A 15,110-nucleotide genomic window follows, 5' to 3' on the forward strand; every position below is an offset into this window, starting at 1 on the left:
GCGACAGATAAGGAGTTAATTGTGAGAATCTGTCTCATATTGGAGGGGTGTTATCCCTACATATTTGGAGGTGTATCCACCTGGATGCACCAGTATATCAATGAAATGAAAGAGCATGAGTTTGTTCTGTGGGTGATTGGGGCAAATGCGAAGGATAAAGGGAAATTTGTCTACGAGCTTCCGAAAAATGTTGTAGAAGTTCACGAGGTCTTTCTGGATGACGCCTTGCGGCTGAAGGATTCAGGAAAAATGCTTCATGCCTTTACAGAGGAAGAGACGAACAGCCTGAAAGAGCTGATGCTGTGTAGACGCCCGAATTGGGAAATCTTGTTTCGGCTCTATCATGACCAGAAGCTGAATCCTATGTCTTTTTTAAGAAGTGAGGAATTCCTGAATATATTGACGGAGTGCTGTATAAAAGATTATCCATATACTCCGTTTGCGGATGCATTTCACACAATGCGTTCTATGCTGCTTCCGGTCCTTTATCTAATGGGAAGTGAAGTGCCCAAGGCAGATGTCTATCATGCAATCTGTACAGGATATGGCGGACTTCTTGCATGCCTAGGCGGGTATGCTTATAAGAAGAAAGTGCTGCTGACAGAGCATGGAATATACACAAGAGAGCGTGAAGAAGAGATCATTCGTGCAAAATGGGTACAGCCGGCATTTAAAAAGCAGTGGATTTCTTTCTTCTATATGCTGTCGGATATTATTTATACGAGAGCGTTTCTAGTCTCAGCATTATTTACCAATGCCATGCATGCACAGATCCAGATGGGATGTGACAAGGAGAAATGTCGTGTCGTTGAGAACGGAATCAACTATGAAAGGCTTTCCCCTATTCCATTGAAAGAGGAAGACGGATGGGTTGACATCGGTGCGATCGTGCGTCTGGCACCGATCAAGGATATCAAGACGATGATCTATGCGTTTTATGAGCTTTGCACGACAAGAGAGCATGTACGTCTCCACATTATGGGAGGCGTCGATGATGAGGAGTATGCGCAGGAGTGTTATGCGCTGGTCGATCAGCTTCATCTGGAAAATGTGATCTTTACAGGACGAGTGGATATCATCTCTTATATGGAGAAGCTGGATTTTACAATTTTGACGAGTATATCGGAAGGACAGCCGCTGTCTGTTTTAGAATCATTTGCTGCAAGGCGGCCTTGTGTGACTACAGATGTAGGATGCTGCAGGGAGCTTCTGAATGGTAATGAGGAGGATCGATACGGAACAGCAGGATATTGTGTTCCACCGATGTATCGAGAGGGGCTCGCGCAGGCAATGGATCAGATGTGCGCTTCCAGAACTCGGAGACTCCGCATGGGGAAGAATGCACAGAAACGAGTGAAAGCATATTATCGAAAAGAAGAAATGATTGAAAAGTACCGGAAGATGTATCAGGAGGTGGAAGAGGCAGATGGCCGGAATCGGATTTGAGTTAAAAAAATTATTCCAGAAGCGCGGACTTGCAGCGACGGCAAAAGCGTATGGGTATGCAGGAGTGATCTGTACAGGTCCGATGCTGCTCGGTATCGTGCTGTTGGTAGGAATCGCTTTTATCTGCGATCATACCGGTGCGACGAGACATAACCGGGAACTTCTGAACTGTATGATTACTTACACACTTCTCGCTTCGTTGACCGTGACCAGTTTCTTCTCTATGGTCGTGACGAGATATATTGCGGATATGCTGTATGAAGAACGCCACGAGGCGGTGCTTTCTTCTTTCTGGGGTTCAACAGCGATCCTGCTTTTAGTCGGCGGAATCATGTATGGGATTTTTCTTCTGTTTTCAGGAATCAATCTGATCGATCAGTTTTTGTGCCTGGAGTTTTTCGGAGAATTGATCGTCACCTGGAATGCGATGAGTTATCTGACAGCGATCAAGGATTACAAAGGGATTCTTATTTCATTTATTACAGCGGTAGCGGTATCATTGTTGGTCGGATTCCTATTGATCCTGATTGGGATTCCACATGTAGAGGCGTTGATGATCGCAGTTACGATCGGTTATGGAATCATGCTGCTTTGGGATGTGACGCTGTTGTACCGTTATTTTCCGCAGAGAGAGATCAGTGCATTTTTCTTTTTACGCTGGGTGGATCAGTTCCTTCCGCTTGCGTTTACAGGCTTGTTCACGAACATCGGACTATTTGCACATCTTGTTATCATGTGGTGCGGACCGATCCGTGTACATGTTCAGGGATTATTTTATGGTGCACCGTATCATGATGTACCTGCGATGATCGCCTATTTGACGATTCTTATTACAACCGTTAATTTCGTTGTATCTGTGGAAGTGAATTTCTATCCGAAATATCGGAATTATTATAGTTTGTTTAATGACAAGGGAGAAATCAAGGATATCCTGCAGGCGGGAAATGAGATGAGAAAGGTTTTAAACATGGAGCTGAAATATACGGCGTTAAAGCAGCTACTTACAACGGCACTGGCGATTTCGATCGGACAGCTGCTTCTGACATATCTTCCGCTTGGATTTAATGATCTTATGGAAGGATATTTCCGTACACTCTGTGTCGGCTATGGACTCTATGCAATTGCTAACACAATGATGTTGATCTTACTTTATTTTACAGATTACAAAGGAGCATTATTTGCAACAGGAATGTTCGCCGCGTGTACGACGACATTTACCTGTGTGTCTTTATTCTTCCCACAGGTGTATTATGGGTTTGGATTTTTACTGGGAAGTGCAGTGTTCTTTTTGATCTGTACACTGCGTCTTGGATATTTTATAAAAAAACTACCGTATTATATTTTGAGTGTACAGCCGATCGTAGCAGAGGATAAAACAGGTTTCTTCACACGGCTTGGATGCTTTTTGGAAGAGAAAATAGAGAGGGGAGATAAGCTTGAAAAAATATAAATTACTTGCGTTGGGATGTGCCCTTTTATTAGGAATGTCCTGTTGCCTGACGGGATGTACCACCCCGGAGAACACAGGGGATACTTCAAAGAAACAGACAGAACAACAGGAAGAGATAAAAAAGGCAGAGACACAGGATATCAACGACGTTCACCTCAGGGATAAGGATAGTCTCTATGAAAATGATGACGAGACGAGTGTTGTGACGATGTATCTCACCGTTTCCCGCGGAAATTCTTCAGAGGGAACGGATCACACCTGGAAGGAGATCAACAGTTATTCGGCCTATGATTATGACAAGATGGGAGTAGACCGTTACCAGACAGCGGCGCTTCTTCAGGTTGGTGATGAGTCAGGTCCGCAGAGAGGGGAGGTTGGATATGGTGAAAATGTGCCGAATGCTACTGTGCAGATCAGAGGACAGACATCAAGCCGTAATGCACAGAAAAACTACAAGATTGAGCTGAAGAAGAACAAAGGAACCTGGCGTGGACAGCGCACAATCAATCTGAATAAACATCAGACAGAGGGAATGCGTTTCCGTAATAAGCTGTCCTACGATCTTCTGAAAGGGATACCGCAGCTGATGTCTCTTAGAACTCAGTTCGTACATTTATATGTAAGAGATCTTACCGAGGGGGACAGCTCAGAATTCCAGGACTATGGATTGTACACACAGGTGGAACAGCTGAACAAGACAGGAATGAAGAACCATGGAATGGATTCGAAAGGACAGTTGTACAAAATTAATTCGTTTGAGTTTTTCCGCTATGAAGATGTAATAAAAAAAGAAGACGATCCGACCTATGACCAGAAAGCCTTTGAAAAGCTCCTGGAGATCAAAGGAAATTCAGATCATACGAAACTGATTCAAATGCTGACAGATCTGAATGATATTTCTCAACCGATTGCGGATATCCTGGATCAATATTTTGACAGAGAAAATCTGACGTACTGGATGGCGTATCAGATACTGACCGGAAATGTAGATACACAGAATCGTAATACATATTTATATAGTCCACAGAATTCGGACACATGGTATCTGATTGCGTGGGATAATGACGGCTCTTTCATGAGAACCGAATACAACATTCAGAATCGTTTCGATCAGGAAAGTTGGGAATGTGGAGTCAGCAATTACTGGGGAAATGTTCTTTTTCAAAGATGTCTGCAGTCCGAGGATTTCCGTGAGGAACTTGACGCGGCGATCCAGGATCTGAGATCCTATCTCAGTGTGGATCGGATCAGTAGTATGATAGAGGAATATCGTACAGTTACTCAGAAGTATTTAAATCAGATGCCGGACCAGATGTATGCACCGTTGACTGAAGCGAAGTATGAAACAATTGCATCGGCAATCCCTTCAGAGGTAGAACAAAATTATAAACTTTATAAGGAGAGCCTGGAAAAGCCAATGCCGTTTTATATCGGAAAACCGGTGATCGAGGGAAATATTTTGAAGTTCAACTGGGACGCATCGTATGACTTTGATGCAGAGACGATCACTTACACAGTTGAACTGGCAAAAGATTATAAGTTTAATGAGATTGTATTTCGTCAGGATAATATTCAAATTCCGGAAGCGGAGACTACAGTTCCGGCAGATGGTCAGTATTTTGTGCGTATCCGTGCGACAAATACATCTGGACAGACGCAGGATGCTTTTGATTATTATGTAACAGACGCTGGAAAGAATTATGGTATGAAATGTTTCTACATTACAGGCGGCCAAAATGTTGAGGAAGATATTTATGAGGAATGATTTATCAAAAGAACGCTTCCGTAATGAATGGAAATATCTGATCAGTACCAGTGAGAAAGAATTGCTGGAGCTGAGGATGAAGCATTTGCTGAAAAAGGATCCAAATGCAAAGGGAAATGGTTATATGATCCGCAGCCTCTATTTTGAAGATTATTTCAACAGCGCTTATGCGGAAAAGGAATCTGGTGTCCTGATGCGAAAAAAATACAGGATCCGTATTTATGATTGTAGTGACCGTTCGATCAAGCTGGAGCGGAAGAAGAAATTCGGAAGTTATATTTATAAAGAAAGTGCTCCGCTGACAAAGGAAGAATTCTATAAGATCCTTGATGGAGATTATAAATTTTTGTTAAGCAGTCCGTATTCATTGTGCAGAGAATTTTATGTGGAATGTGTCAGCAATCTCATGCGTCCACGCACGATCGTTGACTATGACCGTGTACCGTGGATCATGGATGAGGGGACAGTCAGGATTACATTTGACAGTGATGTGAGGGCTGCGGTCGGAAGTTATGACATCTTTGATCCGTCCCTTCCGACACTTCCGGTGCTTGAACCGGGGAAACTGGTTATGGAAGTGAAATTCACAGAGATGCTTCCACAGATCGTGCGTGACTTGCTTCCACCAAATGCACAAGAATTCACAGCAGTATCAAAATATGTACTCTGTTATGAAAAATCGCAGTATTTGCATGGGTTTGAATATTGGAATGAAACACAGGAGAGAAAACTATTATGAGTATACAAGATATGATTAAGAAGTCGGTGCTGGAATCCGGCGTATTTGACAGCTTTAATGCACCGAAGATGGCAATTTCGCTGATCATTGCATTGCTTCTTGGAGCGGTGATCTATATGGTTTACAGCAAATTTTATGTAGGGGTAATCTTTTCCAGAAGCTTTGCGGTTACTTTGGTCGGAATGACGCTTCTTACCTGTATGGTTACTCTGGCGATCAGTACGAACATTGTGATCTCACTTGGTATGGTCGGAGCGTTGTCTATCGTTCGTTTCCGTACAGCGGTGAAAGATCCGATGGATCTGCTATATCTTTTCTGGGCGATCACTACAGGAATCACAACCGGAGCAGGAATGTATGTGCTGGCTCTGATCGCGGCAGTTGTAATGATCGCAATGATCTTTTTGTTCTATCATAAGCAGCAGAAGGGCAGGATCTATATCGCAGTGATTCATTATCAGGGAGATGAGGCAGGTGATGAAATTATCCGCAACTTTGGAAAAATGAAATATTTCATAAAGTCAAAGACGATGCGTGGGGAGAAAACAGAGATGGCAGTTGAGGTATTCTGTCGGCAGAATGATCTCGATTTCACAGAGAGGATCCGGAAGATCACAAATGTAGAAGATATTACATTGATCCAGTATAATGGAGAGTATCACGGATAAAATGAAAAGATTATAACTGGTTGATTTATGCGGTAATCACAAGCCGAATAGATTCTTTGAATCGAAGAAAAACGCTTAGTAAGAGCCTTGCTTCGGCAAGGCTCTTATTTTGTGGAAAAGGAGATGGTGTAAAGGTTCCACATCTTGCAGCCAGTGAAATTGTAATAAATAATTTTATGGTGAGTGGTTTGGCGAGCCGATCGATAACTGACAATGCAGGCTGGCATACGCAAAATACACAGATTTTCTATCCAGCAATATTGACGTATGAAAAACTTTATGGTATTTTGTTTTTGATAAAAATAGAAATTATTTAAAGGCAAACCTGCTGAAAGGCAGGGACGCAAAGCCAGAAGGGGCTAAAGTCAAAAAGTTTGACCAGGTCAGCCGGTTGCCACTGTTTTCATATCATATATAGAAAAGATGTGAAAACGGAAGAGATTTCGATAACTTTTATACTATACGGATGTGTGATTTTGAAGAAATGTAGTAGGGACACTGGCATATTTTGGCATGTGTTCTTTTTTGTATGCCCAAATGGGTAAGAAAACTGGCAGGGACAGGTTCTCTGTATACAGATAAAAGCAGGATGAAGAAGGCATAAGACGGAGAGAGGATTTTTATAAAATGAAAAATTATGAAGACAAAATATATTCATTAGGTGAGAATGTAACGGGGCAGACACAGGCCATGTTACAGGCCGTACAGAAAACACTGGAAAATAATGGCGGGGTAGGTATAATGACAGGATCTTATGACCAAAACCTGTCTATTTTGTCTGTGAATAATCTGCTGTTGCATAGTACAGGATATACATTCGATACTTTCATGAAACAGACAAAAGGCTCATTGAAAAACTTCTTTTATAATGGGGAAGATATAATGAATCGAGACCGTTTTTCGCAGCTTCACGGAGCAGGGGAAGCACAGATCCTTACTGCGGACGGTACCGTGAATAATGTACGGCTTTATAAAGAGGATGCGACAGATGAAGCAGGCAGACAGATCTGGGTTATGTCCGTACAGGTCAACTGGGATCATGTAAATTTGGCACTGCTCAATGAGGCTATCTATTCCGGCTTCTGGTATTTTGACTGTGACGAAAACAGTGAGATTGTGAATGCAAACTGGAGTCATGAATTCCGAAAAATGCTTGGCTATCATGACACTCTGGACTTTCCGAATAAACTGGAATCCTGGTCAGACCTTCTGCATCCACAGGATAAAGAAAGAGTAATGGTGCAGCTTCAGGCGGCAATTAAGGATAAGACGAACCAGATAAAATACCAGGTAGAGTATCGTATGAGAATGAAGGATAATCAATACCAGTGGTTTCGGGCATCGGCAGAAGTGATACGCCGGCTGGATGGTTCTGCCAGCAGGATTGCCGGGATTTTTATTAATATTGATGCAGAGAAAAAAGAGGCCATGCAGGCACAAAAATCTGCTGCTTTCCATAGAGCATTCACGAAAGCAGATCTGTGCGAGTATTATGTGAATCTGGAAGCGAATACTTTTGATACCTTTAAGGTTGAACCGTCCCTGATGACGGTCTTTGAACAGAGTCATACATGGGATGAACTGATCCGGCATTTTGTGGATTCCTATGTCGTGGAAATAGATAAGAAGGCGGTATCCGCTTTTTACAATCGTGGTTATGTTGCAGAAAAGCTGAAGGGTCTGGAAACAGAACTGGCTTTGGAGTGCCGCATCACTCTGAATGGTGAAGAACGATGGGTCCGTAATGTGATCATACGTGGAGAGATAGAGGATTCAGAATATGCCATGATTTTCCTGCGGGATATTACAGAGGCAAAGGTGGAGAGCGCACGGCATCTGCAAATGGCAGCGGACAATGCTTCCATGGAGCAGCTGATCCAGAGCATTGTGCGTCTGGTTGACCGTTTTGTTGTCTGTGATCTGGAAAATGACAGATATGAATTCTACAACCTGAATGGACAGATGATATATAAACCTTTGGGATTCTATCATGATTTTCAGATACAGGTTCTTGAAAAATATAAGACACTGGAACCATTGGAGACTATGAATATCCTGACAGCACCGGAAAATATCCGGAAGAATCTGAAAAGTGAAAATGATATTTATAAGTTTGAGTACTGCAGCCTGGATGAAAAGATTTATAAAATCGCTTCTTATATTCCTCTGGAATGGGAGAATGGAAAGCTGGTAAAGGTATTGCTGGCATCCATGGATGTGACACAGGAGAAGAAAGCAGAGATTGAATCCCGTCAGGCACTGAAAGAGGCTTACCGATCCGCAGAAAATGCAAATCGTGCGAAAACAGAATTCCTTTCCAATATGTCCCATGATATCCGGACACCGATGAATGCCATTGTGGGTCTGACGGCAATCGCAGGAGCAAATATTGAGAGTCAGGACAGAGTCATTGAGTGTCTCAGCAAAATTACAAAATCAAGCCGTCATCTGCTGGGGCTGATTAATGAAGTGCTGGATATGGCACGTATTGAAAGTGGAAAAATGACGCTGGCACAGGAGGATTTCAATCTGCCAGATCTGGTGGATAATCTTATAACACTCACAAAACCGGTGATTGATGAACATAAACACAATTTAGATATACACATTAATCACATTGAACATGAGAGTGTCTGTGGTGATAGCCTGAGAATCCAGCAGGTATTTGTGAATCTGATGAGTAATGCGATCAAGTATACACCGGATGGTGGGAATATTACTTTTTCCATAGAGGAAAAGCCAAATGGATTTTCGGAACTTGGATGCTATGAATTTACGATTGAGGATAATGGGATCGGTATGTCACCGGAATTCCAGAAAATCATGTTTGATCCTTTCAGCCGCGCAGATGACCATCGGACAACCAGAGTTCAGGGAACCGGTCTTGGAATGGCAATCAGCAGAAATATTGTGAACCTGATGAATGGTAATATTAAAGTGGAAAGCACCTTACATAAGGGAACTAAAATTACAGTAACAATTTATCTGGAACTTCAGGAAAAAGAAAAAGAACAGGACAGAAATCTGATGAATCTGCCTGTTCTGGTTGTGGATGATGATAAGACATGTTGTGAAAGTACAGTTGCCACACTGAAAGAAATCGGTATTACAGGTGAATGGGTTCTTTCTGGCAGGGAAGCTGTTGAACGTTGTTATGCACGTCATGAGCTAAAAAATGATTATTTTGCTGTTATCCTGGACTGGAAGATGCCGGAAATGGATGGCATAGAGACAGCCAGACAGATCCGGAAACGGATAGGGAAAGAGATTACCATTATTGTACTGACATCTTATGAATTCAGCGAGATCGAAGAAGAAGCAAAGGCTGCAGGCGTAGATGCTTTTATTGCAAAACCGCTGTTCCGTTCCCGTTTGACGGCTACATTGCGGCAGTTTACTTCTGGCAGAAAAGAAAAAACAGCAAGAAATTATCTGGAGGAGCTGTCAGAGGCAGACTATACAGGAAAAAAGATCCTGCTGGTCGAGGATAATGAGTTAAACAGAGAAATTGCTGTTGAAATTTTGGAGATGACAGGGGCAGAAGTGGAAACAGCAGAAAATGGAAAAATCGCAGTTGAAAAAGTGGAAGCTTCTCCGGAAGGATTGTATGATCTTGTTTTTATGGATATCCAAATGCCTGTTATGAATGGTTATGAGGCAACAGCGGCAATCAGGAGCCTTCCGGGTGAACAGGGAAAACTGCCAATTGTTGCCATGACTGCCAATGCTTTTGCAGAAGATGTACAGCTGGCCAAGAACACAGGCATGAATGGACATATCGCGAAACCGCTGGATATGAATAAGCTGAATAATGTTCTGGAAAACTGGCTGTGATTCAATTCCAGGTGTGTATGGGAAAGAAAAGAGGCAGACGTACGGTCTGCCTCTTAGTTAATTAACTTCAGCTATAATCTCTACTGAATGAATAGCATGTCTGATCATGGACAATACATTGTGGCGATTGTTATTATCAGTGTGTGAATTCCAGATATCATGGAAAAAATTTTCGAAAATGCGATTCAGAGCGATCTTGTTTGGCATGCAGATATTGTATTCCAGAGTAAATCTTTTGCTTCTACATACGGGTTGGATTTCAGACAGAATAACACAATCGACCGCGGATTAAAGTATGTCGGGATCAATGCCGGAAATATGGATGTGACTGTCGTGTATTCCACAGACGGGCTGAATAAGCGGTTTGGACTGGTGACTCTGGAGGATGATCTGCACTTCTTCCCGGAATACAATGGTGTATATCTGCTCCGTGCAGACCTTTATGAAGATTTTCCGGAACTGGAAGAACATAATATGCGTTAAATTTTTATCCAAAGTCGTGGCGGGTATATGAGATGCGAAGATACCTGCCGCGACTTTATAACTAAGAGCATTCCTGATCAAATTCTATAACAAATGATATCATATGCTTCAGTTGTGCTAAACATCTGGTTATTAGTAATAAATTTTTATATTTCCCACAACAAATAAACAGATTTCCAATTGCTTCAAAAAATGATATACTCTTATTGATAATACTGTTTATGCAGTTCGATGTATTAAACAGTTAGGTAACTATTCAGAAAGCAGTATCCCGCGAGGCATTTTGACTCGTGACTGTGAGGGTGCTGAACAGTTACGAAATAGAATGGAACAGGAAAGGGGACTTTATGGGGGCACATTCATCAGGATATTACAGTATTGACGGGGATTACAATATTATTGGGTTTAACGAGACAGCGAAGGAAATCTATCCGAGCCTTCAGATGGGAATGAAATGTTACAAAGCACTGATGGGACTGGATGCACCATGTCCGCCGTGTCCGGTGGTCAATGGAATCTGTGGTCCAAAGACGTATCTGGATCCCATTCGTCATATTTACGAGACTGTGGATGCGGTGGATACCATCCTTCCAGACGGCGGCAGAGGGCATGCACTGGTTTTCAGTACCGTTGCAGAGGGAGAGAGACTGTCAAGTGCGATTCCTACAGGAGAGAAATCTCTGCGTCTTCTGGGGGCAGTCAATCGGCTTGCTTCGGACTATGTGGCAGTTTATTCTGTCAACCGTCAGCAGAAAACAATTTCTGTTTACCGCTCTGAATTTACAAATGATCCGGACAACAGTATTGTGAAAGATAATGCGGATTATGATACAGTGAGGGAATATCTTACCCGCTATATCCATCCGGATGACCGCAGCTACGTCCTGAAAAAAATGGAACTGGATTATCTGGAACAGAAACTTGCAAATTCATCGAGCTTCAGGGTGCATTTCAGGAGTGCAGGAGAAGAGACGCATTATTACTATCTTCTGGTTACCAGAAACGGTGAAACGGAGGATGAGCAGGATTTTGTAATCGCTGCCGCATGCGAGGATAATGATGTAAATGCACGCAAAATATATGAAAATCAACTGAATTCCCTGATCGGTTCCATTTCTCATGCGGCGGGATATTTTCATCTGGATATCACGGATGATAAGATACTCAAAACCGGTGGAACATCTGCGATCGTGGATACACTGGAGTCGGATTGTACGATTGATGCGTTTGTCCGGGATACGGCACAGTATATTCCGAAGGAGCAGGACAGACAGGATTTCATCGATGCTTTTTGTCGAAACTCCATGCTTGAGAACTACAATGCAGGACAGGTGGAGATAACGAGAATTTCGAAATGCTATTATGATGACAATATTGCACGTATTTCAAAGTACGTGGTACGGCTTTTGATAAATCCGTCGAATAATCATCTGGAGGGACTTTTGTATGGAGTGGATATTACCCGGTCACAGGAGGAATATGAGACGCAGGTCAGTATTGTCCGTACACTCAGCAGCAATTACAGGGATGTATATCTTCTGAATCTCCGAGAAAAAACGCTCTCGATCATCAAAGAGGAAGAGGGAAATGAAGATGGACTGAAGAAGAAAGAGGACGGCAGCTATTCTTATAAGAAGTTTCTTGCAAAATACATTGAAGAGCGGGTGCATCCGGATGACCGCGATATGCTGCATGAAGTACTGAGGCTTCGCAATGTGCGTAAGAGGATCAGGGAAAAAGAAGAGTACAAGGGCAACTACCGGGTAAAAAACGGAGATGAGATTCATTATTATCAGTTCCGCGTTATCAGAAACGAGGATTCAGGGATCATTGTGCTGGGATTCCTGAATGTAGATGATGTCGTGGAGGCTGAAATCCGACAGCAGAAGCTTCTGAAAGAAGCACTGGATACTGCAGAGCGTGCCAGTGAAGCCAAGACAAATTTCCTCAGGAGAATGAGTCATGATATCCGCACACCGATCAATGGAATCTGCGGGATGCTCGAGGTCGCGGATTATTACCATAATGATATAAATAAACTGGCAGAATGCAGAGAAAAGATCAGGGATGCCTCTCACCTTCTGCTGGAGCTGATCAATGAGGTTCTTGATATGGGAAAACTGGAATCCGGTGAGATTATGCTGGAGGAGGTTCCATTTAACCTTCATGATATAGAACAAAGTGTTCTTAAAGTAATCGAAAAAATGGCGGAGGAACGAAAAATAGAAATCACCCAGGACAACATTGGAGTTGCCCACTGGAATCTGATCGGCAGTCCGGTTTATGTAAAACGTATCATGATGAATTTTATAAGTAACGCAGTCAAGTATAATAAGGAGCATGGCAAGATTATGCTGAGATGCAGAGAGATTTCTACAGAGGGTGATACTGCAGTGTTCGAATTTACCTGCAGAGATACGGGAATTGGCATGAGCCGGGAATTCCAGGAACATCTTTTTGAACCGTTCACGCAGGAGAGGGTCGGCGGTTACAGCAAATATGGCAGTACGGGACTTGGAATGTCGATTACGATGGCGCTTGTAAAAAGAATGGGCGGAGATATTACTTTTGAGAGTGAGAAGGACAAGGGGACTACATTTGTGATAACGATACCGTTCAAAATTGATACGGAAAAAAGAGAGGCAGAACAGAAAGCAAAGAAATCTGTATGTTCCATTGCCGGGATGAATATCCTTCTGGTTGAGGACAATGAACTGAATATGGAAATCGTGGAATTTATCACACAGAATGCGGGGGCGGTTGTGACAAAGGCATGGAATGGCCGGGAAGCCCTTGAAATTTTTGAAAAATCTGCGGAAGGCTGCTTCGATGCGATCCTGATGGATGTCATGATGCCGGAGATGGATGGTTATGAAGCAACCGAAAGAATCCGCAGATTGAACAGAAAAGATGCCAGAACAATTCCCATCATTGCAATGACTGCAAATGCTTTTACGGAAGATAAAATAAGGTCAAAAGAAGCTGGGATGAACGAACACATTGCGAAGCCGCTGAATACGGAACTTGTACTTCGGGCAGTGGCAAAACTGGTTCAGCCACAGATGGTGGACTGATCAGAATCGTTTCACAAGGACTGTTCTGGAGTGTTTTCGCAGCAGGCGGTTATAGGCTGAATATTTTGCTTTTGGAACGCGGACGGTCATCTTTTTTTACACCCTGATCGATTTTAGAGGAAACGGTGGTAAGGCGGGTGCTTTTGATTGTGATGACGCATTTTGCTTTTACATTCCGGAATGCCTGGGAACCGATGCGTGTCAGTCCGGTACCGATCGTGACGGTCTTCAGATTTTTGCAGTTATAGAAAGCCTGGCTACCGATTGTTGTGACATTATTTCCGATTACGACACTGGTAAGATTTTTCTTTCCGGTAAAAGCTTTGGTCCATACAGAAGTTACTTTGTAGGTAACGCCTGTGCATTTGATGGTAAGAGGAATGACTACTCTGTTCAGGCGGCTGTTGGAAGTTCCGTAACAGGTGACGGTCTGCCTGCCGGTTACACGGTAGATCAGAGAAGAAGCTGTATAACTCAGGCTCCATTGTGCGTACAAAGTGATGTTCTGTTTGATCTTAAAGGTCTGTCCCGGTAAGTAACGTGTACCTTTTCCATCGGCTCTGGTATTCCAGCCGGTGAAGAAACGGGAAGTGCAGTAAGGTGCTTTCTGAACTTTGACATTTCGTCCGGAAGTGTATTTGGTCTTATCAGAAGGAAGACTTCCTACACTGAGCCGGGTATTTTTGACATATTTTACCTGGTAGGTACGCGGTTTCGGAGTGGCGGTCGGTTTTGGAGTAGCGGTTGGTTTTGGAGTAGCGGTTGGTTTTGGAGTAGCAGTCGGAGTTACAGTAACGGTTGGTGTCGGAGAAACAGTCGGAACTGGAGTTGCAGTAACAGTAGGCATCGGAGAAACAGTCGGAGTCACCGTAACGGTCGGCGTTGGCGTAGCCGTAGGAACAAAAGTTACAGTCTTCGTATGCGCCTTAATCGAAAAGCAATACGGATCTGCAAGCTTCCCAACATCAATCCAGGAAGATCCATTTCTGGAATAAAAGCTCTGGTTCGGGCTGGTGTCGGCAGAAACGGTGATCCAGCCGAGGTCTTGAGATTTTTCCACATAGTAGGAAACCGGGTTTCCGGTCACGGTGATGACAACGGAATACTGAGAACCCGGGGCAAGCAGAACCGGTTCCGGAAGGGGGATGGTATCAATTCCGGCGAGTGCCTGTGTGTATTCAAAAGGCTCTGCATAGGCAGGTGTTCCGCTGACTGGATTGGATGGATTTTTCAGGTCTGTGTAAATCTGAATCTGGTAGGAAGCGTAATCGTTTTTGGAGGCGGTTACGATCTCACCGAGTTCTTCATAGCTTCCATTTCCGGCTTTTGCGATAAAAATATTGGCAACAGAGTAACCGGCCGGGAGATTAAGGCTGGCGGTGCTGGCAGTGACTCCGTCATAAAAGTAATTATTCGGATAGGCCGGGGTGGTGACAGCGGTGTCACTGACAAGATTTTTTAATGATTTGTCTTCATAGGAAATATAAAAATATCCATCGTCTCCCCAGGAAGTTCCGTAGCTGTTTTTGACAATCCATGCGCCGTCTGTTGTTACACCGGAGTTGGAGGAGAAATTTTCTTTTTTGTAATTGTCGTCCCACCCAATAAGAGTAACTGCATGATTAACCACACCGTCAAAAGGATAGCAGGA

The 15,110-nt window shown here is 43.2% G+C and carries 10 protein-coding genes and 1 riboswitch; of the genes, 9 read left to right on the forward strand and 1 reads right to left on the reverse strand.

Going from position 1 to position 15,110, the window contains the following annotated elements; translation table 11 throughout:
* Positions 1-21: 21 nt before the first annotated feature.
* The 9 genes from pelF to WMO75_RS03090 all read left to right on the forward strand — a co-directional run bounded on the left by pelF (position 22) and on the right by WMO75_RS03090 (position 13,459).
* Positions 22-1,446, forward strand: a complete 1,425-nt coding sequence (pelF, locus tag WMO75_RS03050; RefSeq protein ID WP_349077595.1) for a GT4 family glycosyltransferase PelF — start codon at positions 22-24, stop codon at positions 1,444-1,446.
* Positions 1,427-2,896, forward strand: coding sequence for an exopolysaccharide Pel transporter PelG (gene pelG / locus WMO75_RS03055; protein WP_118252003.1), 1,470 nt, complete (start codon positions 1,427-1,429; stop codon positions 2,894-2,896). Before pelF ends, pelG begins: the two co-directional genes overlap by 20 nt.
* The gene (locus tag WMO75_RS03060) at positions 2,883-4,661 is read left to right on the forward strand and encodes a CotH kinase family protein (protein WP_243111518.1); all 1,779 of its coding nucleotides are present in this window, start codon (positions 2,883-2,885) and stop codon (positions 4,659-4,661) included. Before pelG ends, WMO75_RS03060 begins: the two co-directional genes overlap by 14 nt.
* A complete protein-coding gene (locus tag WMO75_RS03065) occupies positions 4,651-5,400 on the forward strand; it encodes a polyphosphate polymerase domain-containing protein (RefSeq protein ID WP_118697987.1) in 750 nt (249 codons plus the stop codon). The genes WMO75_RS03060 and WMO75_RS03065 overlap by 11 nt, the downstream gene beginning before the upstream one ends.
* Entirely contained in the window at positions 5,397-6,068 is a 672-nt protein-coding gene (locus WMO75_RS03070) for a DUF4956 domain-containing protein (RefSeq protein ID WP_118252001.1), read from the forward strand. Before WMO75_RS03065 ends, WMO75_RS03070 begins: the two co-directional genes overlap by 4 nt.
* A 56-nt stretch (positions 6,069-6,124) precedes the next feature.
* A complete protein-coding gene (locus WMO75_RS03075; RefSeq protein WP_147399620.1) occupies positions 6,125-6,385 on the forward strand; it encodes a hypothetical protein in 261 nt (86 codons plus the stop codon).
* Positions 6,377-6,467, forward strand: a riboswitch (cyclic di-GMP riboswitch). Its footprint overlaps the gene before it by 9 nt.
* A 228-nt stretch (positions 6,468-6,695) precedes the next feature.
* Positions 6,696-9,902 carry a response regulator gene (locus WMO75_RS03080; RefSeq protein WP_349077598.1) on the forward strand — a complete coding sequence of 1,069 codons (3,207 nt, stop codon included), beginning with the start codon at positions 6,696-6,698 and terminating at the stop codon, positions 9,900-9,902.
* Between the two features lie 159 nt (positions 9,903-10,061).
* On the forward strand, positions 10,062-10,385 hold the full coding sequence (locus tag WMO75_RS03085) for a glycine betaine ABC transporter substrate-binding protein (protein WP_349077599.1): 324 nt from the start codon (positions 10,062-10,064) through the stop codon (positions 10,383-10,385).
* A 347-nt stretch (positions 10,386-10,732) separates the two neighbouring features.
* A complete protein-coding gene (locus WMO75_RS03090; protein WP_349077600.1) occupies positions 10,733-13,459 on the forward strand; it encodes a hybrid sensor histidine kinase/response regulator in 2,727 nt (908 codons plus the stop codon).
* A gap of 49 nt (positions 13,460-13,508) precedes the next feature.
* Here WMO75_RS03090 and WMO75_RS03095 read toward each other — a convergent pair.
* The coding region (locus tag WMO75_RS03095; RefSeq protein ID WP_349077602.1) for a lectin like domain-containing protein at positions 13,509-15,110 on the reverse strand (1,602 nt) is incomplete at its 5' end.

The sequence above is a fragment of the Blautia intestinihominis genome, assembly GCF_040096655.1.
In the GTDB taxonomy this organism is placed as follows: Bacteria; Bacillota; Clostridia; order Lachnospirales; family Lachnospiraceae; genus Blautia_A; species Blautia_A intestinihominis.

Excerpts from the sequence above, each read along its gene's own strand:
- WMO75_RS03090 (WP_349077600.1), top strand. The coding sequence starts at position 10,733 with ATGGGGGCACATTCATCAGGATATTACAGTATTGACGGGGATTACAAT.
- WMO75_RS03080 (WP_349077598.1), top strand. The coding sequence starts at position 6,696 with ATGAAAAATTATGAAGACAAAATATATTCATTAGGTGAGAATGTAACG.
- WMO75_RS03070 (WP_118252001.1), top strand. The coding sequence starts at position 5,397 with ATGAGTATACAAGATATGATTAAGAAGTCGGTGCTGGAATCCGGCGTA.
- WMO75_RS03065 (WP_118697987.1), top strand. The coding sequence starts at position 4,651 with ATGAGGAATGATTTATCAAAAGAACGCTTCCGTAATGAATGGAAATAT.
- pelG (WP_118252003.1), top strand. The coding sequence starts at position 1,427 with ATGGCCGGAATCGGATTTGAGTTAAAAAAATTATTCCAGAAGCGCGGA.
- WMO75_RS03085 (WP_349077599.1), top strand. The coding sequence starts at position 10,062 with ATGGAAAAAATTTTCGAAAATGCGATTCAGAGCGATCTTGTTTGGCAT.